Annotated in this window: 19 protein-coding genes and 1 tRNA gene; 13 read left to right on the top strand and 7 right to left on the bottom strand. The window is 73.8% G+C overall.

Annotation, left to right across the window (positions count from 1 at the left end; translation table 11 throughout):
* Positions 1 to 35 precede the first annotated feature (35 nt).
* The gene (locus ACFYM0_RS18190; RefSeq protein WP_388502304.1) at positions 36 to 812 is read left to right on the top strand and encodes a hypothetical protein; all 777 of its coding nucleotides are present in this window, start codon (positions 36 to 38) and stop codon (positions 810 to 812) included.
* Here ACFYM0_RS18190 and ACFYM0_RS18185 read toward each other — a convergent pair.
* Positions 799 to 2,862: a phosphocholine-specific phospholipase C gene (locus tag ACFYM0_RS18185; RefSeq protein ID WP_388502302.1), complete on the bottom strand. Its 2,064-nt coding sequence runs from the start codon at positions 2,860 to 2,862 to the stop codon at positions 799 to 801. The two genes, ACFYM0_RS18190 and ACFYM0_RS18185, sit on opposite strands and share 14 nt — an antisense overlap.
* 337 nt (positions 2,863 to 3,199) lie before the next feature.
* Here ACFYM0_RS18185 and ACFYM0_RS18180 point away from each other — a divergent pair, with 337 nt between their 5' ends.
* From ACFYM0_RS18180 to ACFYM0_RS18150, 7 genes are read left to right on the top strand one after another with little or no spacing between them, the layout of a single operon-like run.
* Complete coding sequence (locus tag ACFYM0_RS18180) at positions 3,200 to 4,228, top strand: 3-oxoacyl-ACP synthase III family protein (RefSeq protein WP_388502299.1); 1,029 nt, start codon at positions 3,200 to 3,202, stop codon at positions 4,226 to 4,228.
* A complete protein-coding gene (locus tag ACFYM0_RS18175) occupies positions 4,225 to 4,977 on the top strand; it encodes a glycosyltransferase family 2 protein (protein WP_388502297.1) in 753 nt (250 codons plus the stop codon). The genes ACFYM0_RS18180 and ACFYM0_RS18175 overlap by 4 nt, the downstream gene beginning before the upstream one ends.
* A complete protein-coding gene (locus ACFYM0_RS18170; RefSeq protein WP_388502295.1) occupies positions 4,977 to 6,608 on the top strand; it encodes an AMP-binding protein in 1,632 nt (543 codons plus the stop codon). The genes ACFYM0_RS18175 and ACFYM0_RS18170 overlap by 1 nt, the downstream gene beginning before the upstream one ends.
* 50 nt (positions 6,609 to 6,658) lie before the next feature.
* Positions 6,659 to 7,402: a hypothetical protein gene (locus ACFYM0_RS18165; protein ID WP_388502292.1), complete on the top strand. Its 744-nt coding sequence runs from the start codon at positions 6,659 to 6,661 to the stop codon at positions 7,400 to 7,402.
* Positions 7,396 to 8,154 carry a glycosyltransferase gene (locus ACFYM0_RS18160; RefSeq protein WP_388502290.1) on the top strand — a complete coding sequence of 253 codons (759 nt, stop codon included), beginning with the start codon at positions 7,396 to 7,398 and terminating at the stop codon, positions 8,152 to 8,154. The genes ACFYM0_RS18165 and ACFYM0_RS18160 overlap by 7 nt, the downstream gene beginning before the upstream one ends.
* Positions 8,151 to 9,302: a cytochrome P450 gene (locus ACFYM0_RS18155; RefSeq protein ID WP_388502288.1), complete on the top strand. Its 1,152-nt coding sequence runs from the start codon at positions 8,151 to 8,153 to the stop codon at positions 9,300 to 9,302. The genes ACFYM0_RS18160 and ACFYM0_RS18155 overlap by 4 nt, the downstream gene beginning before the upstream one ends.
* On the top strand, positions 9,299 to 10,219 hold the full coding sequence (locus ACFYM0_RS18150; protein WP_388502285.1) for an NAD-dependent epimerase/dehydratase family protein: 921 nt from the start codon (positions 9,299 to 9,301) through the stop codon (positions 10,217 to 10,219). Before ACFYM0_RS18155 ends, ACFYM0_RS18150 begins: the two co-directional genes overlap by 4 nt.
* Positions 10,220 to 10,278: 59 nt before the next feature.
* Here the strand turns inward: ACFYM0_RS18150 and ACFYM0_RS18145 are convergent.
* The 6 genes from ACFYM0_RS18145 to ACFYM0_RS18120 all read right to left on the bottom strand — a co-directional run bounded on the left by ACFYM0_RS18145 (position 10,279) and on the right by ACFYM0_RS18120 (position 15,260).
* Positions 10,279 to 10,351, bottom strand: a tRNA-OTHER gene (locus tag ACFYM0_RS18145).
* Positions 10,352 to 10,415: 64 nt separating this feature from the next.
* Positions 10,416 to 11,789, bottom strand: coding sequence for a hypothetical protein (locus ACFYM0_RS18140; protein ID WP_388502283.1), 1,374 nt, complete (start codon positions 11,787 to 11,789; stop codon positions 10,416 to 10,418).
* Between the two features lie 142 nt (positions 11,790 to 11,931).
* Complete coding sequence (gene msrB, locus ACFYM0_RS18135) at positions 11,932 to 12,351, bottom strand: peptide-methionine (R)-S-oxide reductase MsrB (RefSeq protein ID WP_388502280.1); 420 nt, start codon at positions 12,349 to 12,351, stop codon at positions 11,932 to 11,934.
* Positions 12,352 to 12,387: 36 nt separating this feature from the next.
* Complete coding sequence (gene murC / locus ACFYM0_RS18130; RefSeq protein ID WP_388502278.1) at positions 12,388 to 13,782, bottom strand: UDP-N-acetylmuramate--L-alanine ligase; 1,395 nt, start codon at positions 13,780 to 13,782, stop codon at positions 12,388 to 12,390.
* 89 nt (positions 13,783 to 13,871) lie between these two features.
* Entirely contained in the window at positions 13,872 to 14,339 is a 468-nt protein-coding gene (locus tag ACFYM0_RS18125) for an indole-3-glycerol phosphate synthase (protein ID WP_382973967.1), read from the bottom strand.
* Positions 14,340 to 14,486: 147 nt separating this feature from the next.
* Positions 14,487 to 15,260, bottom strand: coding sequence for a pyrimidine reductase family protein (locus ACFYM0_RS18120; protein ID WP_388502275.1), 774 nt, complete (start codon positions 15,258 to 15,260; stop codon positions 14,487 to 14,489).
* An 84-nt stretch (positions 15,261 to 15,344) separates the two neighbouring features.
* Between ACFYM0_RS18120 and zapE the strand changes: the two genes are divergently transcribed.
* From zapE to ACFYM0_RS18095, 5 genes are all read left to right on the top strand, one after another.
* Positions 15,345 to 16,400: a cell division protein ZapE gene (gene zapE / locus ACFYM0_RS18115; protein WP_388502389.1), complete on the top strand. Its 1,056-nt coding sequence runs from the start codon at positions 15,345 to 15,347 to the stop codon at positions 16,398 to 16,400.
* 62 nt (positions 16,401 to 16,462) lie between these two features.
* A complete protein-coding gene (locus ACFYM0_RS18110; protein WP_327255655.1) occupies positions 16,463 to 16,894 on the top strand; it encodes an OsmC family protein in 432 nt (143 codons plus the stop codon).
* 153 nt (positions 16,895 to 17,047) lie between these two features.
* On the top strand, positions 17,048 to 18,388 hold the full coding sequence (locus ACFYM0_RS18105; RefSeq protein WP_388502272.1) for an alkaline phosphatase PhoX: 1,341 nt from the start codon (positions 17,048 to 17,050) through the stop codon (positions 18,386 to 18,388).
* 506 nt (positions 18,389 to 18,894) lie between these two features.
* A complete protein-coding gene (locus ACFYM0_RS18100; RefSeq protein ID WP_388502386.1) occupies positions 18,895 to 19,815 on the top strand; it encodes a polyphosphate kinase 2 family protein in 921 nt (306 codons plus the stop codon).
* A gap of 17 nt (positions 19,816 to 19,832) precedes the next feature.
* Positions 19,833 to 20,774, top strand: coding sequence for a polysaccharide deacetylase family protein (locus ACFYM0_RS18095; RefSeq protein ID WP_388502270.1), 942 nt, complete (start codon positions 19,833 to 19,835; stop codon positions 20,772 to 20,774).
* Positions 20,775 to 20,798 lie beyond the last annotated feature (24 nt).

Below are 20,798 nucleotides of genomic sequence, written 5' to 3'. Positions count from 1 at the left end.
CCGTACGTTCTGCCCACCGCGCCTACCATCACACCGTGACGAACCCACCTTCCGTCGCCGTCGAACGCGTCCGGGTCCGCGACGCGAAGAGCGCCGACGGCCACCCGTACCACCCGACGCGGTACGAGATCACCGACCCGGCCGAGGTCGCGGAGGTCCTTGCCGTATGGCCCGCGGAACAGGTGCCCGAGCCGCGCTCCGGGGGCTCGGCGCAGGCCGGCCCCGCGATCGACTCCTTCGAGTGCATGTGCATGGAGCACGGAGCCGACCCGTTCGACGCCACGGACGACCCCGCGATCCGGCCGGTACCGCCCGTCCGGACCGGACCGCTCGCCCGGCTGCTCGACCGCGACGCCCCTGACGGCATCCCGGCCCGGCACCGGGCCCGGTGGGTGGCAGCCGCGCCCGAGGTGCTGCGCGGCTACGCCGGGGCCATGGCCCGGGGCGAGGATCCGCCGCGCCCGGCACGGATCCCGCTGGCCGCCGCCTTCTCCTGGCAGGGGGCCGTACGCGGGGCCCCCACCGACGCGGCCTCGCTCCTGGCGGAACTGGCGCCCGCGCGGATGCTCGTGGGGGCCGCCACCGAGGACCTGGCGTGGGCGGTCCGGGAGACCGACCGCGGTGGGCTCGACGCCGCCGTGCGGTTCTTCGCGAGCGAGGAGTTCACCACCCGCCACCCCAAGCGGCGCCGCGTCCCGGACACCGCCCGGGACCTGCTGATCCGGCACGCCCGCAGCCACCGTCCCCGCGACCTCCCGGTCCTGGAACGGCGGCTGCTGCGCATGCCGGACGACCGCGTCAGACGGTCTTGATCGCCGGGTCCGAGACTCCGGCCGCGCCCGTTTCCACGTGGCCGGCGAAGCGGCGCAGGAAGGTGGCGTCCGCGTCGGAGACGACGGTGACGTCGTACCAGCGGGCCGTGCCGGACAGGGCCACGGTGTGCGCGACGGTGCCGCCCGCCGCGACGCGCACGACCTGGGCCGTGCCGCCGTAGGCGTTGGCGACGGTCAGGTTGACGGCCGCCGTGCCCCCGTTGGTCAGGGACAGCACCAGGTTGCCGGTGGCCTTGTCGTGGCGGGCCGTGACCTCGGGGCCGGCCTTCTTCGCCGGGCCCTTCCAGGTGCGCAGGAAGCCGTTCGGACCCCAGACCGTGAGGTTGATCTGGTTGCCGGTGGAGCTGCTCGTGCTCCAGGTGTCCGAGAGGGTCTTGCCCGCCTCGACCGTGTAGGGCCACGGGCCGTCCGTACGGTTGCCCGAGGTGCTGTGGAAGTGGGCGCCGAGGGAGGGACCCGAGGAGAAGGTCAGGGTGAACTTGCCCGTGGAGACCGTGGCCTTGCCGTCCACGTACGGGGCGTAGCCCAGTGCGCGGGTCGGCTTGGACCCGGCCTCCTGCTTGGGCAGGGTGCCCGTCGCGGGCGGGGCCGGGTTGTAGGACGCGTGGCGGTTCTTGTCCGGCGGCACGTACGCGGCCGTGGACGGCAGGGCGGCGGGCGCGGCGTCGGCCCGGGTGAAGTCGAAGGCCGAGGTCAGGTCGCCGCAGACCGCGCGGCGCCACGGGGAGATGTTGGGCTCCTGCACGCCGAAGCGCTTCTCCATGAAGCGGATCACCGAGGTGTGGTCGAAGGTCTCGGAGCAGACGTAGCCGCCCTTGCTCCACGGGGAGACCACGATCGTCGGGACGCGGGGGCCGAGGCCGTACGGGCCGGCGGCGTAGCCGGAGACGCCTCCGGTGTACAGGTCGCCGGTGACGCTCGCCGTGGACAGGCCCCAGGCGGAGGACGTGGGCGGGTACGGCGGGACCACGTGGTCGAAGAAGCCGTCGTTCTCGTCGTAGGTGATGAAGAGGGCCGTCTTCGCCCACACGTCGGGGTTGGCGGTCAGCGAGTCCAGGACCTGCGAGATGTACCAGGCGCCGAAGTTCGTGGGCCAGTTGGCGTGCTCGCTGAAGGCCTCGGGGGCGGCGATCCAGGAGACCTTCGGGAGGGTGCCGTTCACGACGTCCGCGCGCAGTTTGTCGAAGTAGGTGCCGCCCGCCTTGACGTCGGTGCCCGTACGGGCCTTCTCGTACAGGGCGCTGCCGGGCTGGGCGTTGCGGAAGCTGTTGAAGTACAGCAGCGAGTTGTCGCCGTAGTTGCCGCGGAAGGCGTCGTTGATCCAGCCCCAGGATCCGGCGGCGTTCAGGCCGTCGCCGATGTCCTGGTAGACCTTCCAGGAGACTCCGGCCGCCTCGAGGCGCTCGGGGTAGGTCTTCCAGCCGTAGCCGGCTTCCTGGTTGCCGAGGACCGGGCCGCCGCCCACTCCGTCGTTGCCCGTGTAACCCGACCACAGGTAGTAGCGGTTGGGGTCGGTGGCTCCGATGAAGGAGCAGTGGTAGGCGTCGCACACCGTGAAGGCGTCGGCGAGCGCGTAGTGGAACGGGATGTCGTTCCGGGTCATGTACGCCATGGTCGTGGCCGTCTTGGCCGGGACCCACTTGTCGTACTTGCCGTTGTTGTACGCCTGGTGGCCGCCGGCCCAGTCGTGGTTCAGCCCCGTCAGGAACTGCATGCCCAGGTCGTTGATCTGCGGGTTGAAGGGCAGGATGTCCTTCGTGCCGTTGGACTGGTGGAAGACGGACTTGCCGTTGTCCTGGATGACCGGCCTCGGGTCCCCGAACCCGCGGACCCCCTTCATCGCACCGAAATAGTGGTCGAAGGAACGATTCTCCTGCATGAGGACGACGATGTGCTCGATGTCCTGGATGGTGCCGGTGCTGCCCTGGGCCGAAATCGCGGCGGCCCGCGCGATGCTCTCGTTCAGCATCGTGACGGCGGCGGCGCCACCGGCGATCTGCAGGAACCTGCGCCGATTCAATTCAGTCATGGAGTAACGACCTCTGCGGGTGAGACGGGTGCGGGGGGATGTCGTGGGCGCCCCAAGAACAGCGGTCCCGAGGTACCTGTCGGCGTTGCTTTCATGACAGTGGGCCGTACACCTGGAGAACGGAATACCTCGTCAGACGGTTCATGCCCCACGCGTCACTTCTCTTCGCGGCTCCCGTCCGGGTACGCCCCAGGTCGTCTCTTTCGGATCTTGCCGGTCGGGCCCGCGCAAGATCCGAAAGAGCCCGCCCGGGGCCTCGGGTACTCACCCCGGCCGGCGGGGCGGGATGAGCATCCGTACTCAGGACCGGGACCGGACGGCACGTCATGGTGAGGACATGCCGAATCAGCCATCCGTACCGCGCCCGCGGCCCCGCGCCGGGATCACCGCCGTCGCCGGCATCCTGCCCGGGGACGTCCTCTCCTCCGACCGGCTCCAGCTCGAGATCGCCGACCGGGCCGGAATCAAGCTGCCGCCCCGGCTGCTGACCCAGGCCACCGGGATCCTCACCCGCCGGATCGCGGGCGACGGTGTGTACGCCTCCACGCTCGCGGTGGGTGCGGCCCGCCGGGCACTGGACAACGCCGGGCTCGGGCCCGCCGACATCGACCTGCTGCTCTTCGCCTCCGCCTCCCGCGATGTCGCCGAACCCGCCACCGCGCACATCGTGCAGGCCGAACTCGGCACGAGGGCACACGCCCTGGACGTCACCAACGCGTGCAACAGCTTCGTCAACGGCATCGACCTCGCCCGCTCCATGATCCTCGCCGGCCGGGCCCGGCGGGCCCTGGTGGTCACCGGAGAGACCCCGAGCCGGGCCGTGCGGACGGCGCCCGCCGACTTCGCCGAGTTCCGTGCCGGCTTCGCGGGCTACACCTTCGGCGACGCGGGGGCCGCCGTGATCGTGGAGCCGGTCGAGCGCGGCGGCATCCTCGACGTCGACACCGAGACCCACTCCGAGCACTGGGAGGTCGGGGGGATCCCGGGCGGCGGCTCGCGCCACCCGCGCGGGGACGCGTACACGTACTTCCGCGGCGACGGGCACGAACTGCGCGGGGTCTTCGAGAAGGTGGGCACCGCCGTCATCGACCGGACCCTGCACCGCACGGGCATGGACTGGGACGACTTCTCCAAGGTGTTGGTGCACCAGGTGACCGTGCCCTACCTGGAGCGGTTCGCCGAGCTGACCGGCGTGCCGGCCGGGAAGCTGGTGGTGACCGTGCCCGAGCTCGGCAATATCGCGAGCGCGACGATCGGGGTCCAGCTCGACCGAATATTCGGTGAACTGGGCACGGGTGAGCGGGTGTTGTTCGTCGGCCTCGGCGGCGGGATCAGCATCATGACGATGGTCTGGGAGAAGTCGTGAGCGCGGCCGGGCGGCTGTGGGTGGTGGTCCCCGCGCACGAGGAGGAGGCCCGGCTCGCCGGCACCCTCGCGGCGCTCGCCCGCCAACGGGACCGGGATTTCACCCTGCTGGTCGTCGACAACGCATCGGCCGACCGGACGGGCTCCGTGGCGCGGGAGTTCGCGGCGGGCGCCCCCTTCGCGGTGGAGGTCATCGAGGAACCGGAGAAGGGCGTCGGCTCCGCCGTGGACACCGGCTTCCGGTACGCGATCGGACGCGGCGCGACCCTGCTCGCCCGCACCGACGCCGACTGCCTGCCCCACCCGGGGTGGACGGGCGCGGCGCGCGCGGCACTGGCCCGACGCCCCGGGCTGGTGTGCGGGCGGATCGTGGCGCGCCGCGACGAGCACGGCCCGCTGGGCCGGGCCGGGTTCGGGGTCCTCGTACGGCTCGCCGGGCTCTTCGGCCGGCTGCGGCCCGAGCACGCGCGGCGTCGCGGCTACCGCGCCCCGTACCGGATGCACGCCGGGAACAACATGGCCATCACCGCCGAGCTGTACCTGGCCGTCGGCGGGATGCCCCGGCGCCCCTCCCCCACCGACCGGCTCTTCCTCAACGCGGTGCGCCGCCACACCGACCGGATCACGCACTGCCGGGCCATGGTCGTGGAGAACTCCACGCGCCGGCTGAAGGCCTACGGGATCGCCGGTACGGCCCGCTGGTACCTCGGCCGCGGCAGCGGCCCGCACGGAACGGACGACCCCCGCTGATGCTGGACCGCCTCGACCACGCCCTGCGCGCCCGCCCCGAGCGGCCCGCCGTCCTGACCGCCACGCGTACGGGAGCCACCCGCACCGCCGCCACCCGCGGGGAACTCGCCGAGCTGGCAGACGCGTTCGCCGCCGCGCTGTACGCGCGCGGGCTGCGCGCCGGGGACACCGTCGGGGTCGCCGTACGCCCCGGACCGCGCGCGCTCGCCGTGCTGCTCGCGCTGTGGCGGCTCGGTCTGCGCGGGGCCGTCCTGGACCCGGGAGCCGGACCCGACGTGCTGCGCGCCCGGCTGACGGCCGCGCGGCCCGCGCTGGTGCTGGCCGATGCCGCCGCGCAGGCGGTGGCCGGGTGGGCGCGGCCGCTGGCCCGGCGGGCGGCCGGCCTGGAGCTGCCGGAGCTGGCCGGGCTGGGCGCGCCGGTGGCCACGGTCGGGCGGCGGCTGCCGGGGTGTGCGCCCGGACTGGACCGGCATGCGGGGCGGCTCGGGGTTCCCTCGCGGTTCACCGGCGACGGGGATGCCGACGCCGTCATCGTGTTCACCTCCGGGACCACGGCGCGGCCCCGGGCGGTGGTGCACACGCGGGCGAGTCTGGCCGCCGGGATGGAGACGGTGTCGGCGCTGTTCTCCCCTTCTCCCGGGGAGACTTCGGCTTCGTTCGGGGAGGCTTCGGCTCCTGCCGCGGGCGCCGGTCCCGTGCTCGGTGGCACCTTCTTCGTGCTCGTCCCCTCCCTCGTGCGCGGCGCCCCGGTGGCCCTCCCGGCCCGTTCGCCCCGGGTGCTGGCCCGCCAACTGGCCCGGCTGGCGCCGCGGGACACCTACCTCACCCCGCCGCAGCTGCGGGACGCGCTGCGGGCGGGAGCCCGCTTCCGGGGCCGGGTGTGGACCGGCTCCGCTCCGGCGAGCGCGGAACTGCTGGGGCGCGTAAGGGAGTCGGGGGCCGATGAGGCCTGGGGGGTGTACGCGCTCACCGAGCTGTTCCCGGCCGCCGCGGTGGAGTCCCGGGAGAAGGCCGCGTACGAGGGTCCCGGCGACCTGGTCGGGGCCCCGCTGCCCGGTGTGCGCGCCGGGTCCGACGCCGACGGACAACTGCTGCTTGCGGGCCCCGGGGCCCGGCACCGCTACCTCGGCGAGGATCCCGATCCGTGGGTCCGTACGGGCGACCGGGCCCGCCTGGACGGCGCGGGCCGGATCGTGCTGGAGGGCAGGGCCAAGGACATGGTGCTGCGCCGGGCCGAGAACATCTACCCGGGCCTGTACGAACCGTCCCTGCACGTTCCCGGGGTGGAGCTGGCACTGCTCGTGGGGATTCCGGCGGACACCCGCGACGGCCGCGACCGCGTCGCCGGAGCCGTCTGCGGCGACGAGCGGCTCGTGGCGGTCGTCCAGCCGTGCCACGGCACTTCCGAGCCCGCCCTGCGGTCCGCGCTGACGGGCCCCCTGCGCCGCATGGGCACGGCCGCGCCCGACGCCCTGCTGTTCGCGCGGATCCCGCTGTCGGGACGCTCCCGCAAACCGGACCGCGCGGCGACGGCGGCCCTGGCGGCCCACCGGCTGTCCTCCGGCCCCGGCTCCCGCCCCGGCCCCGGCCCCGGCCCCGTACGAAACGGCGCGCAGCGGGGCGCCCCGTGACGGCCGCACCCGCGTGGCGGGCCGGCGCCTCGGCCGTCCGGGAGCGGCTCATGGCCTCCCATCGCCGCTACACCCGGGCCAACGGCGACGCCCTCGCGGGCTCGCTCACGTACGCCCTGCTCGTCGGGACGGCCCCGGCGGTGCTGCTGCTCGGTTCGCTGGCCGGCCGGGCCGGGGCGGGCGCGGACGGGGTCCGGCGGGTCGTGGACGGGCTGGCCGCGGCCCTGCTGCCCGCCGCCGCGGCTCCGGCGGCCGGGCGGCTGCCCACCGCGGCCCCGCACTGGCGGCCGCTGCTCGTCCTCGCCCTCGGCTGGTCGGTGGTGCGGACGACCCGGGCGCTGCGTACGGGCATCCGGGCCGTGTGCGGGCAGAACGCGGGCAGCGGAAACCCCGTGCGCGACGCGGCCCGCGACCTCGCGGGAGCGGCCGTGCTCTGCCTGGCGGGCAGCGCCGTCGCCGCCGCGGTGACGGCGGGCGGTCCGGCCCTTACCGTCCCCGCGCTGTGGGCGCTGTTCTCGGCCGTCCTGTGGCTCGCCCCTCGGCGGGCCCCCGGCAGGCCCCGGCCGGCCGCCATCGCGGGTCCGGCGCTGGCGGCCGCGCTGGCCTGCCGGCTGCTCCTCCTCGCCGCGGACCCCTATCTCGCCGCGACCGCCGCACTGCACGGCGAGCTCTACCACCGGGCCGGGACGCTGATCGGACTCCTCGTCTGGGGCAGCCTGTGCGCCCGGGCCCTGCTCCGCGCGGCCTCCTGGGCCGCCACTGCCAACCCGCCTGAAGGAGCTCCGAGTTGCTGAACCTGTGGGTGGTCGTGCCCGCGTACAACGAGTCGGCGGCCATCGGGTCGGCCCTGGCCGCGCTCGCCGCGCAGCACGACACCGGATTCACCCTCGTGGTCGTGGACAACGCCTCCACCGACGGAACCTCCCGAGCGGTACGGGACTTCGCGCGCTCGGCGCCCTTTCCCGTCCAACTCGTCGTGGAGGAGCGACCCGGCGCCGGTACCGCCGCCGACACCGGATTCCGGTACGCCATCGCCACCGGCGCCACCCACCTGCTGCGCACCGACGCCGACTGCCTGCCCGCCCCGGACTGGACGGCCGTCGCGAAGGCGGAGTTCGGGCGGGGCGCCGAAATGCTGTGCGGCCGCAGCGTGCCGCGCCTCGACGAGGGGCCCGGCCTCCTCGAAGCCCGGCTGCTGCCGGCGCTGGTCCGGCTCATCTCGCTCTACGGCCGCTACCGGCCCGCCCACCGGCACCCGCGTTATCGCACCCCGTACGTCCTGTGCCACGGCCACAACCTGGGCATCACCGCCGGCCTCTACCTGCGCTGCGGCGGCGCCCTGCGGGTGCCGCTGCACGAGCGGTCCGAGGACGTGGCCCTGCTGAACCGGGCCCGCGAACACAGCGACCGGATCGTCCGCGCGGAGCACCTGGTGGTGCAGAACAGCTTGCGCAGACTGCGGAGTTGGGGCCCGCGCCGCACCCTGCTCTGGTACTGGGACCGGCGCTACCGGCCCGCCGACACCGCGGAGGCACACGTCCGATGACCACCGACCCGACGATCCGCACCCGCACCCGCACCCGCACCCGCGCAATGGCCGGTACGAAGGCCCGCCGCCGGGACCGGCGGGTCTACCTGCGCTCCCACCCCTTCCTGTTCGCGCTGCTCGCCGCCACCCGCGGGCGGCCCGTGCGCCGGCTCGGGCGCGGCACCCTGCTCGTCCACGGCACGGCGGCCTACCGGGAGGCGCTGACCCGGCTGCCGCTGGACCGCACCGCGCCCGGCACCACGGGCGGCGCCGCCCGGGCCGCCCGGGTGGAGGGCGTGCTCTTCGACGAGGAGGGCTCCGGCCACCGGACGGCGCGGCGGGAGCTCGCCGAGCTGCTCGGCGCGGCCGGGACCCAGGAACTGCGCGCGGCATGGCACCCGTTGCTCCTGCGGCGGCTCGCACCGCTGCCGCTCGGTGGCTCGGTGGACCTGGTCCCGCTGGCCCGGGAACTGGCGGGCTCGGTGGTGTACGCGCTGCTGGGCCCCGGCTCCGGGGGAGGCTCCCCCGGCTGCCCGCTCGCCCTCGCGGAGGCGGCCGCCGAGGCCGCGGCCGCCTCCGTGCGCAGCCACCTCCCCGGCCCGTCCCGTCCCGGCGCCGAGGCGGCGGCGGCCCGCGCCGCCGAGCGGCTCCGCGGGCTCCTGGGGCCGGGGGCGGACGCCCGGGCGGCGATGCTGGCGGTCGCGGCCGTGAACACCACCGTCGCGGCGCTGCCCCGGGCCGTGGCCTGGTGCGCCGACGCCGGGTTGTGGGACCAGGCGGCGGACCCGTCCGTGTGCCCCGCACTGGCCGACGAACTCCTCCGCGTGACGGCAGCCTCTCCCCTCCTCCCCCGGGTGGCCGCGGCCGACGGCTCGGTCGGGGGCTGCCCGGTCCGGGCCGGTGACCGGCTGCTCCTGGTCGCCCGGCACGCCGCCGGGGCCCACCTGCGGGACCCCGACGGGCGACGCCCCGACGGGCCGGGCGTAGCGCGCCTGGTCTTCGGCGCCGGGCCGCACGCCTGTCCCGGAGCCCGCCTGGCGCGGGAGCAACTGGCCGGAGTACTGGCGGCGCTGGCTCCGCACCGGCCGGTCGTGACCCGGTCCCGGGTGGACCGCCGGGCCGCTCTGCCCGGGTGGCGCTCGCTGGTCGTACGGGCGGCGGCATGACGTCCCGTACGACGCCATCCGGTGTCCGGATCGCCGTGACGGGCGCGAGCGGCTTCTGCGGCGGACACGTCGCCCGCGCCGCGGCGGCGGCCGGGGCCCGGGTGGTGTGCGTGGGCCGCAGACCCGGCCCGCTCGGGGAACACCGCTTCTGGGACGCGTCCCTCGGGGAGCCGGACCTCTCCGGCGTGGACCTCGTCGTGCACTGCGCGGCGGCCGTCGGCGATCCGGCACCGGGCTCCCCCGCCGAGGCCGTCATGCACGCGGTCAACGTGACCGGCACCGAACGGCTGTTGCGGGCCGCGGGCGGCCGCCCGGTGGTCTGGGTCAGCAGCGCCAGCGTCTACGACCCCCGCCTCGACCGCACGCTCGTCGGCGAGGACCATCCCCGCACGGGACACCTCAACGCCTACGGCCGTACGAAGGCCGCCGGCGAGACCCTGGCGCTGGCCGCCGACGCCGTGGTGCTGCGCCCGCGCGCCGTGTACGGCCCCGGCGACACCCAGCTCCTGCCCCGCCTGCTCTCCCGGGTCCGCGCCGGGACCCTGTTCCTGCCGGGCCCGGACGTCCCGCTCAGCCTGACGGCGGTGGAGAACCTGGCCGATGCCTGCCTGGCGGCCCCCGCCTGGCCCGCAGGCGCGTACAACATCGCGGACGCCCGCCCCTACCAGCGCGACGCGGCGGTCCGCGAGGTCCTGCGCGCCCACGGGGTCCGCGCCCGCGTACGCCACCTCCCCCCGGCCCTGGCGATCGCGGCGGCCAGGCTCGCGGAAGCGCTGTCCGCGGACGAACCGCTCCTGAGCCGCTACGCGGTGGACCAGCTCGCCCACCCGGTGGTCCTGGACCTGACCCGCGCCCGCACCCAGGGCTGGACCCCGCCCCGGACCCTGCCGGACCACCTCGCCACCCTGCGGGGGTGAGCCGCGGGAAGAAGGAAGAAGAAGGAGGAAAAGGGAAGGCCGAAAGAGGAAGAAGGCGGCGACGGGGGCAGGATTCGAACCTACGTCCACCCGGAAAGCGAGCCGGGCGCTCCTCCGCAGAGCTTCCCCGCCGCCGCTGCGATCTTCTGCGGTAACGGCCGGACGGGGCAACTCATTTACCTCGGCGGCCGGCGGCTCACAGCCACTCCTGCGCGGCGGCCCGCTTGCCCTTGCCCGAGAACACCCCGGCGGACCGCAGGGCGCTCGCCATCAGCGGGTCTCTGACCGCGACGCCGTGGACGAGCTCCGGCGTCCGGCGGTAGGGGGCCGGCTCGGCGACGGGCCGCTGCGCGGTCCAGCCGCCCGCGACGGGGTCCACGCCATGCCGTCGGCAGACCTCTTCGACCAGCGAGCGAGGGCAGTCCGCCTCTCCCCGCAGCACCTCCCAGGGCAAAGGGAGCTCCGCCCACACATACGTGTCGGGGTGCAGCCCGCCACCGCTCTTGCGGTGCCAGTAGGCCACGTCGGCCGCCATCAGCCGGGGCACCTTGCCCGGGCAGAAGCGGTCCAGAAGGTCCTGCTCGCCCAGTTCGGTGATCAGCGCGAACCAGTGCGCCCGCGCGGTGCTCCAGGCCTGGGCGGCCTGGTTCCAGGTCGAGGAGTCGTTGCCGGGACGCACGATCATGGTGTGCCGCTCCAGCCGGCACCGGTTCCAGGCATCCTCCAGCATCTCGGCCACCTCCCGCAGGAAACGGTTCCAGCGCACCAGGAGCCGGGCGAGGTCCGCGTCGGAAAGGTGTCCGAGCACCTCGGGGGTCGGGTACACGTGGGCGACCACGTACCAGTTCGTCCGGTCGGGCTCCGCGCACAGCCGCCGGAACAGGGCGTCGGCCACCTCGTCGTACGGCCGCCGCTGCTTTCCGTTGGTGAAGACGCTGCGCATGCCGCCCCGTGCGGTGAAGTACGCGACGAAGGCCGCGGTGGCCGGGTCGGCTGCGAACGCCTCGTACGGCACGGTATGCGCGAGCGCCCCCTTGCCGGTCATGGTGATCTCGCGGCGGCGCTGCTCGTGCACGATCCGGGCCAGTTTGGCCTCCATGCGGCGGAGCAGCCGGAAGCGCTTGTTGTACTGGCGTTTGGAGAGCCCGCCGAGTCCTGCCCCGGCCCGCTCGGCCCGGTCGAGCCGCTCCGTACCGAAGTCGTTCTGCCCGTACTCCCGGCCTATCTCCTCGCCGGCCCGGCGGATCACCTCCTCGATGCGGGCGGGATCGTCGCCCGCGTCCGCCGGGAGTTCCGGAAGGTTCGGGAACAAGGCGGCCGTGCGGGCGAGTTGGCGCTGTGCGCCGACGGGCCGGGCGAACTCCTCGCTCATCGAGGTGTAGCCGTGCCACATGCCGCGCAGCGAGTGCTCGACGGCCTTGCCGAGAGCGGTGGCGGTGGCGGGATCGAGGTCGGTGCGCTGGGCGGCGAACAGGTCCTGGACCAGCTGGGCCACGTCCTCGGGACGTTTGCGGAGCCCGAGGGAGGCGTGCAGCTCACGGAGGAGCCGCTCGGCGTGGAGCGTCGACATGCGCCCACCCTGCCACCGGGCCCGCGGGAGCTCCACCGGATATATCCCTCACCGAGCCCGCGGCCCACGGCCCCGGCTCCCGACCCGTGCGGGGTCGGGAGCCGGGGCCGGTCCGGTCAGCCGGCCCGGGAGGCCGACCGGGTCAGCCCTCGGCGGACACCGGGCCCGGGGTGAGCCGCAGGGAGATGCTGTTGATGCAGTACCGCTGGTCCGTGGGGGTCGGGTAGCCCTCGCCCTCGAAGACGTGGCCCAGGTGGGAGCCGCACTTCGCGCACAGGACCTCGGTGCGGACCATGCCGTGGGCGACGTCCGCCTTCAGTTCGACCGCGTCGGAGTCCTTCGGGTCGTAGAAGGACGGCCAGCCGCAGTGCGATTCGAACTTCTCCGCGGAGCGGAACAGCTCGGAGCCGCAGCCGCGGCAGCTGTAGACGCCCTCGGTCTTGGTGTCCGTGTACTCACCGCGGAAGGCGGGCTCGGTCCCGGCGAGGCGCAGCACCTGGTACTCGGACGGGGTCAGCTCCGCCTGCCACTGCTCGTCCGTCTTCTCTACCTCGTACGACATGAGTGTTCTCCCGCTTTCCCGCTCTTCCCAGAGCCGTCAGTTCGACAGACGGGCCAGGATGGCCGGCCCCAGGTCCGTGACATCGCCCGCACCCATGGTGAGAACGAGATCGCCGGGCTTGGCCATTCCCGCGATGACGTCGGCGACGGCGTCCTTGGAGTGCTCGGGGGTGACGTCGGCCCCGGCGGCGCGCGCGGCGTCGATGATGATCTCGCTGGTGATCCCGGGGACCGGGTCCTCGCGGGCCGGGTAGATGTCGAGGACGACCGAGGCGTCGGCGAGTGCGAGGGCCTGGCCCATCTCCTTGCCGAGTTCCTGGGTGCGGGAGAAGAGGTGCGGCTGGAAGACGACCAGGATGCGGGAGTCCCCGGCGGCGCCCCGGATCGCCTCCAGGTCGGCGGTCATCTCGGTCGGGTGGTGCGCGTAGGAGTCGATGACCTGGACCCCGGCGGCCTCGCCCTTGAGCTGGAGGCGGCGCTTGACCCCGGTGTACTTGCCGAGGGCGGAGGCGAGGTTGTGCGCCGGGATGCCGAGCGCGACGCCGGCGGCGAGGGCCGCGACGGCGTTGTGCGCGTAGTGGCGCCCGGGCACGGAGACGGTGAAGGTGAGCATCCGGCCGTCGATGACGACAGTGACCTCGCTGGTCAGCCCGCGCGGGGTGATCTTGGTGATCTGGACGTCGGCGGTGGGCTCCTCGCCGTACGTGACGACCGTCAGGCCGGGGTTGCCGCCGACCCGCCCGGCGATCTCGGCCGCGCCGGCCTGGCCGTGGGCGATGACCAGGGTGCCGCCGGCCGGGATCTTGCCGACGAAGGTCTCGAAGGACGCGTAGATCTCTTCCATCGACGCGTAGTTCGCGTGGTGGTCGAGTTCGGCGTTGAGGATGATCGCGACCTGCGGGGTGTACTTGTGGAAGCTGCGGTCGCTCTCGTCGGCCTCGGCCACGAAGATGTCGCCCTCGCCGTGGTGGGCGTTGGAGCCGGGGGCGTCCAGGTCGCCGCCGATGGCGTACGAGGGGTCCAGGCCCAGCGCCGACAGGGACACGGCCAGCATCGAGGTGGTGGTCGTCTTGCCGTGCGTGCCGGCGACGGCGATCGGCCGCAGGCCGTCCATCAGCCCGGCCAGGGCGTCGGAGCGGTGCACGACGGGGATGCCGAGCTCGGCGGCGCGGGCCAGCTCCGGGTTGTCGGCGCGGATGGCGCTGGAGACGACCACGCAGGTGGCGTCGTCGGCGAGGTGACCGGCGGCGTGCCCGATGTGGACGGTGGCGCCGTGGGCGCGCAGCGCCTGGGCGGTCTCGGAGTCACGGGCGTCGCTGCCGGCCACCTTGGCGCCGCGCTGGGCCAGGATCTTCGCGATGCCGGACATGCCGGCGCCGCCGATGCCGATGAAGTGGGGCCGTTCCATGGCGGTCGGCAGGCCGGGCTTCATTCAGGTAGCTCCAGGATCGAGTGCGTACGTACGGCAGCCGGATGCGCGGATACGGGGTTGCGTGGATGCGCGGTCCGGCCGCCTCCACCCTATTCCTTGTGGGCGAAGAGCTTGAGCACCGGAACGCCGACCTTGTGGCGCGCCCGCGAGGCCCAGTCCCGGTGGAAGAACTCCTCGACGTAGTGCGGGGCGGTCAGCACGATCACCTCGTCGGCGTTGGTCTCGTCCACCACCGCCTTCAGCTTGTCGAGCGGATGCTCGTCGACGATCTGCCCGACGGCCTTGGCCCCCTTGGCCCGCAGCGAGGCGAGGGAATGCTCGATCGCCAGTTCGGCCGGGCCGCGGGCTGCCTCGCCCTCCGGTTCGTCGCCCTCGTGAATGGCCTCGGGAAGCTCACCGAGCGCTACGTCGTCGATGGCGCGCAGCAGCCGGTCCCGGTCGCCGCGGGGCTGCATGAGGACGATGAAGGAGACCTGCTCGTCTCCGTGGAGGGTCGTGACGAAGTCCACGTCGACGGGGGTCAGCGGCTGCTCGATCATCAATACGCTCGTGAACACGGACGCCCTCTCCTTCGTGGGCCGAGACCGGCCGGCCGGCCCCTGCGGAAACCATCCTGCCCCGCTGTGGCACGGGGCCTGTGCGGTTATACCTGCCCACTACTGTGCCCAGCGGAAGCCAAGCGGAACGACTAATTCCGCCTCTCTTCAGATCCGACGGTAACGCGTGAAGAGAAACCCGGCCTCTTCCAGCAGGCAGGCCGGTGCGAGCCGGTGCGGAACCGTGACGGACGGGCCCCCGGCGATCCTCTGGGCGTCACCCGCCGTGAGCATCGGCGAGATCGTCAGACACAGCTCGTCCAGCGCGTCCGCGGCCACGAACTGGCCCAGCAGCCGGGGCCCGCCCTCGGTGAGCTGTCGGCGCAGCCCCCGGTCCGCGAGTTCCCGTACGGCCCGGGCCGGGTCCACGCCCGCCCCGTCACCGGCCACCACCACCTGCGCCCCGGCCTTGACGGCCTCGGTGACCCGGCCGGCGGGGGCGGTGGCGCCCGTGAGCACGAGGGTGGGCACCAGGGGGGAGGCGAACAGCGGCAGCGAGAAGTCCAGGTCCAGGCTCGCCGAGACCACGGCGATGACGGCGGCGGGAGCCTGCCCCGCCGCCGCGCGGCGGGCCGCGAAGGCCTCCCGGGCCCGCGCCGGGCGGTAGCCCTCCTGGCGAACCGTTTCCGCACCGACGACCACCACATCGGCCAGGGCCCGCAGGGTGCCGAAGATCCGCATGTCGGTCTCGTTGGAGATGGGCTGGGAACGCCCGTCGTGCTGGGCCGCGCCGTCCAGGGTGGAGACCATGTTGGCCCGCAGCCAGTGGCCGTCCGGGCCGAGCCCCGGGTACTCGTACGCCTCGGCGAGTTCGTCCAGCGACCACGCACGGTCGGTCTGGTCCGCTGATGTCTGATCGGTCACAGGGAACAGGCGTCGCATCGGTGCAGTGTGCCACGCCCCGTAGAGTTAAGAGCTGTGTCAACCTCTCTCTCGCCCTCAGCGTCAGCCTCCGGGCGGCCCCCGATAGCCGACGTGGGACCGCAGTCCCTGTGTGCCCGCGAGCCCCGGGTGCCCGCCGAACGGCTCGTGGCCGAGATGGTGCCGCCGCCGCGCTTCGACGCGGTGCGCTTCGACACCTACGATCCCGACCCGGCCCAGCCCAGCCAGTCCGAGGCCGTCACCGTCCTCGCGGACTTCGCCGCGGGCCTCGGCGGGGCGCACGCGAGCGGCTCGGGCAAGCGCCGCTGGTTCGCGAGGAAGCCGGTGGCCCCCACCGCCCCGCGCGGGGTGTACCTCGACGGCGGCTACGGCGTCGGCAAGACCCACCTGCTCGCCTCCCTCTGGCACGCCACCCCGGCCGAGCCGGCCCTCAAGGCCTTCGGCACCTTCGTGGAGCTGACCAACCTCGTCGGCGCGCTCGGCTTCCAGCAGACCGTGCAGACCCTCGGCGGGCACCGCCTGCTGTGCATCGACGAGTTCGAGCTCGACGACCCGGGCGACACCGTCCTCGTCTCCTCCCTGCTCAGCCGCCTGGTCGAGCAGGGCGTGGCGCTGGCCGCCACCTCCAACACCCTGCCCGGCAAGCTCGGCGAGGGCCGCTTCGCCGCCGCCGACTTCCTGCGGGAGATCCAGGGGCTCTCCGCGCACTTCCGCCCGCTGCGCATCGACGGCCAGGACTACCGCCACCGCGGCCTGCCCGAGGCCCCCGCGCCGTTCTCCGACGAGCAGGTGACGAAGGCCGCGTACGCCACCGAGGGCGCGAGCCTCGACGATTTCCCGGGGCTGCTGGAGCACCTGGCCAAGGTCCACCCCAGCCGGTACGGGGCCCTGACCGACGGCATAGCGGCCGTCTGCCTCACCGACGTCGGGCCGGTCCCGGACCAGTCGACGGCGCTGCGGCTGGTGGTCCTCGCCGACCGGCTGTACGACCGGGAGGTCCCGGTCCTGGCGGCGGGCGTCCCCTTCGACAAGCTGTTCAGTGACGAAATGCTGAACGGCGGCTACCGCAAGAAGTACTTCCGGGCCATCTCGCGGCTCACCGCGCTGGCACGCGACGCGAAGCCCCTGGTGTCCCAGTAGGTTTGGAGACGTCGGCCCGTTCCGCGGGCCGGCCGTGTCCACTTCTGCGAAAGGGATCCACCATGGCTGGCGCCACCCGCAATGCACACGCCGTCTGGGAAGGCGACCTGTTCGAGGGCAAGGGCGAGGTCACCCTCGACTCCTCCGGCCTCGGCAGCTTCAAGGTCTCCTGGCCCGCGCGCACCGACGCGGAGGCGAACGGGCGGACCAGCCCGGAGGAGCTCATCGCCGCCGCGCACTCGAGCTGCTTCAACATGGCCTTCTCGAACGGTCTCGCGAAGGCGGGCAACCCGCCGACCAAGCTGACCACTTCCGCCGCCGTCACCTTCGTGCCGGGCAAGGGCATCACCGGGATCCACCTCACCGTCGAGGGCGAGGTTCCGGGCCTGGACAACGACGCGTTCGTCGCCGCGGCCGAGGACGCCAAGCAGAACTGCCCGGTCAGCCAGGCCCTGACGGGTACGACCATCACCCTCAGCGCGAAGCTGGCCTAGCTCCTGCGCTCCGCCCCGGTCCGGCCTCGTCGGCGTTCGAGGCGCGGGGTCTGGGGCGGAGCCCCGGGAGGTCCGGGCGCGGCGCGGCCGGGACCGCGGGGCGGCGTGGTACCACGGGCCGGTCGAAGACCGCCCCCGCACCCGGAGTTGCCGATGAACCTCAGCCGACGCAGCATGATGGCGGCCGCCGCCATCTCCTTCGGCGGAGCCCTCGGCGCGCTGTTCACCGGCGCCGCCGCCCCCGCAGCCGCCCGCGGCTACGGCCCGCTCGTCACCGACCCCGCCGGGCTGCTCGACCTGCCCGCCGGGTTCACGTACCGGGTCCTCTCGCGAGCCGGCGACCCGCTGCGTTCGGGCGAGGGCACCGTCCCGGGCAATTTCGACGGCATGGCCGCCTTCGACGCCGGGCAGGGCCGCGTCCGGCTGGTGCGCAACCACGAGAACCGGGCCACCGCCGCCCTGCGGGTCCCTCCCGTCGAGGGGCTCACCTACGACCCGTACGCCCTCGGCGGCTGCACCCTCCTCGACCTCGACCCGGCCGGCCGCGTCACCGGCGAGCGCGTCGCCCTCGCCGGCACGGCCGTCAACTGCGCGGGTGGCCGTACTCCCTGGAACACCTGGCTGTCCTGCGAGGAGACCGAGGACCGGGCGGGCACCGCCGGCTACACCCGCGACCACGGCTACGTCTTCGAGGTCGACCCCGCCGACCCCCGCCGCTCCGGCGCGGTCCCGCTCACCGCGATGGGCCGCTTCGCGCACGAGGCCGTCGCCGTGGACCCGTACCTCGGTGTGGTCTACGAGACCGAGGACGCCTTCGTCGAACCCTTCGGGCTCTTCTACCGGTTCCTGCCCGCCCGCCCCCTCGGCGGCCCGGGCTCCCTGCGCGCGGGCGGCGAGCTGGAGGCCCTGCGGGTTCCCGGGCTGGCGAACCTGGCGGTGGTGGACGAGCCCGGGGCCCAGTTCCCGGTGGAGTGGGTCCCCGTGCCGGACCCGTCCGCGTCCGGGACCCCGATCCGGCTCCAGGACTTCGGCCCCGGCGGGATCACCCACGCGCAGAAGCTGGAGGGCTGCTACTGGGGCGACGGCGGCGTCCACTTCGTCTCCAGCTACTCCCGCACCCGCGAGGGCGCCCCCGCCGACCACCACGGCCAGGTCTGGTTCTACGACCCGCTGCGCGCGCGGCTCCGGCTGGACGTGGTGTTCGGCCCGGCCGCGGACGTCCAGCTGCCCGGCGACTCCCCCGACAACATCTGCCTGGCCCCCGACGGCGGCCTGATGGTGTGCGAGGACGGCGGCGGCGCGCAGTACGTCTTCGGCGTGACCCCCGGGGGCGAGGTCTACCCGGTGGCCCGCAACGCCGCCGACATCGGGAAACCGGGGGCTCCGGAGTGGGGGGAGTTCGCCGGGGTCACCTTCTCTCCCGACGCCCGGACCATGTACGTGAACGCGTACACGCCCGGGACCACCTTCGCGGTGACGGGCCCGTGGCGGTGATCCGTACCGCCTTCCGTACCGCCTTCCGGCCCGCCCGTACCGCCTTCCGGCCCGCCCGGCCTGGTCTTTCGTCACGTCGCGGTCCACTGCGTTGTGGTGGAGGATCGTAGGGAGTCGACGGATCGAGGTAGGTAGCGGTGGCCAAGAAGGACAGCAGGAAGCCGGCGGGGGCGGCCGGGGCCGCCGAGAACGCGAGTGCCGCGAGTGCCGCGAAGGCCCGCAAGGACGAGAAGGCCGCCAAGGGCACGGAGGGCGGGAAGGCCGCCAAGGGTGCCGGGGCCGGGAAGGCTCCCAAGCCGCCCAAGGGCGAGAAGGCGGACAAGCCCGCCAAGGCCGCCAAGGCCAACAAGCCGGAGAAGGCTGAGAAGGGCGAGAAGGGCGAGAAGGCCGCCAAGGGCGAGAAGGAGAAGAAGGCCGACCCCGGCGGCGACTCAGGCTCCGCCGGCGCGACCACCGCCGGCGGGAAGCCGAAGTCCAAGCCCCTCTCCCTCCGCGAGCTGCTCCGCATCTCCGCCGAGAACTCCAAGGGTTCCAAGGGCGGCGCCCGCAAGTCCGGCGGCCACGGGTACGGCAACGGCCACGGGTACGACGCCCCCCTGAGCCCCCTGCTCCGCGTCCCCTCCGGCGAGCGCGTCGACCTCGGGGCCCTCCACCCCGGAGCGACCCCGGGCGGTCCCACCGACAAGGCGGCCGGCGTGGCGGCCACCGCCTTGATGGGCGAACGGCTCGCCTCCCTCCAGGAGCGGCTCTACGCCGCCAGCACCGCGGGCGACCGCCGCCGCGTCCTGCTGGTGCTCCAGGGCATGGACACCAGCGGTAAGGGCGGCACCGTCAAGCACGTGATCGGCCTGTTCAACCCCTCCGGCTGCCGGATCAAGGCCTTCAAGGCGCCCACGTCCGAGGAGCAGAACCACCCCTTCCTCTGGCGCATCATGAAGGCGCTCCCCCAGCCGGGCGAGATCGGCATCTTCGACCGTTCGCACTACGAGGACGTGCTCATCGCGCGCGTCCGCGACCTGGTGCCGCGCAGTCAGCTGGGCCGCCGCTACGCGCAGATCAACCGGTTCGAGAAGTCCCTCGCCGACGACGGCGTCACCGTGGTGAAGGTCTTCCTCCACATCGGCTACGACGAGCAGCGCAAGCGGCTCCTGGAGCGGCTCGACAACCCGGACAAGCACTGGAAGTTCAACGCCGGCGACATCGAGGAGCGCTCCGTGTGGCCCGCGTACCAGCAGGCGTACGAACTGGCCCTGGAGCGCTGCTCCACGGAGGCCGCGCCCTGGTACGTGGTCCCCTCGGACCGCAAGTGGTACCGCAACTGGGCGATCAGCAAACTGCTGCTGGAGCATCTGGAGGGCATCGCGCCGCAGTACCCGAAGGGTGACTTCGACGTGGAGGAGTGCCGCACCCGCCTGCTTGCCACATAGTCATATATTTTGCGTATGTGACCATCTCAGTACGCAGGACGACGGCTGCCGTCGCGGCCGTAGCAGCTCTCAGTGCCGCCCTCGCCGCGTGCGGGGGCGGCACCGGTACGCCGGACGCCGGCGGCCGGGCCCGGATGGGAGCCTCCGCGGCCCCCTCCGCTCCGGCCTCCGCCTCCCCTTCCACTGCGGGGTCCGCCGCCCCGGCGGCGAGCCCCCGGAGCAGTCCGCCGGCCGCTCCGCAGCCCGGGGCCCCGGGCAAGGCACCGACCCTGGCTCCCGGTCCGGGCGGTCTGACCCCCGTCTTCGACCGCGCGAAGCAGCGGACCGACAAGACGGTGGCACTCACCTTCGACGCCGACATGACGTCCGATCAGGGGCCGCGCGCGGCGGGCGGCGAGCGCTTCGACAACCCGCAGCTGATCTCCACGCTGCGCACCCTCAAGGTGCCCTCGACGGTGTTCATGACGGGCCGCTGGGCCGAGGAGTACCCGGACCAGACGAAGTCCATCGGCACCGACCCGAACTTCGAGATCGCGAACCACTCGTACAGCCACCACGCCTTCACGTCCCCCTGCTACGGACTCCCCACCCTCGACGAGGCGGCCGCCCGCGCCGACGTGGACCGGGCTTTCGAGGCCTTCCGCAAGGCGGGCGCGGTCAACACCGTCCCGTACTTCCGCTTCCCCGGCGGCTGCTACGACGACCAGGCGCTCCGGGCCATCTCCACGGCCAAGGTCACGGCCGTCCAGTGGGACGTGGTCAGCGGGGACGCGTTCGCGAAGGATCCCGACGCGGTGGCCGAGCAGGTGCTGGCCGGGGTGAAGCCCGGCTCGGTCGTGGTCATGCACTGCACGCGCAGCGCGGCCCCGGTCACCGAGGAGGCCATCCGGAAGATCGTCCCGGAGCTGCGCAAGCGCGGCTACCGCTTCGTCAAGGTCTCCGACCTCATCGGGAAGTAGCCGGGCCGCCGAGGGCCTCGGGCC

Source organism: Streptomyces sp. NPDC006487, from assembly GCF_042870555.1.
GTDB lineage: Bacteria > Actinomycetota > Actinomycetes > Streptomycetales > Streptomycetaceae > Streptomyces.
This window is presented reverse-complemented; position numbering and strand designations above follow the sequence as displayed.

Bases quoted from the DNA above. Each gene is read 5' to 3' on its own strand.
- ACFYM0_RS18185 (WP_388502302.1), bottom strand. From the start codon at position 2,862: ATGACTGAATTGAATCGGCGCAGGTTCCTGCAGATCGCCGGTGGCGCC.
- ACFYM0_RS18180 (WP_388502299.1), top strand. From the start codon at position 3,200: ATGCCGAATCAGCCATCCGTACCGCGCCCGCGGCCCCGCGCCGGGATC.
- ACFYM0_RS18170 (WP_388502295.1), top strand. From the start codon at position 4,977: ATGCTGGACCGCCTCGACCACGCCCTGCGCGCCCGCCCCGAGCGGCCC.
- ACFYM0_RS18165 (WP_388502292.1), top strand. From the start codon at position 6,659: ATGGCCTCCCATCGCCGCTACACCCGGGCCAACGGCGACGCCCTCGCG.
- ACFYM0_RS18155 (WP_388502288.1), top strand. From the start codon at position 8,151: ATGACCACCGACCCGACGATCCGCACCCGCACCCGCACCCGCACCCGC.
- ACFYM0_RS18150 (WP_388502285.1), top strand. From the start codon at position 9,299: ATGACGTCCCGTACGACGCCATCCGGTGTCCGGATCGCCGTGACGGGC.
- ACFYM0_RS18140 (WP_388502283.1), bottom strand. From the start codon at position 11,789: ATGTCGACGCTCCACGCCGAGCGGCTCCTCCGTGAGCTGCACGCCTCC.
- msrB (WP_388502280.1), bottom strand. From the start codon at position 12,351: ATGTCGTACGAGGTAGAGAAGACGGACGAGCAGTGGCAGGCGGAGCTG.
- murC (WP_388502278.1), bottom strand. From the start codon at position 13,782: ATGAAGCCCGGCCTGCCGACCGCCATGGAACGGCCCCACTTCATCGGC.
- ACFYM0_RS18120 (WP_388502275.1), bottom strand. From the start codon at position 15,260: ATGCGACGCCTGTTCCCTGTGACCGATCAGACATCAGCGGACCAGACC.
- ACFYM0_RS18110 (WP_327255655.1), top strand. From the start codon at position 16,463: ATGGCTGGCGCCACCCGCAATGCACACGCCGTCTGGGAAGGCGACCTG.
- ACFYM0_RS18105 (WP_388502272.1), top strand. From the start codon at position 17,048: ATGAACCTCAGCCGACGCAGCATGATGGCGGCCGCCGCCATCTCCTTC.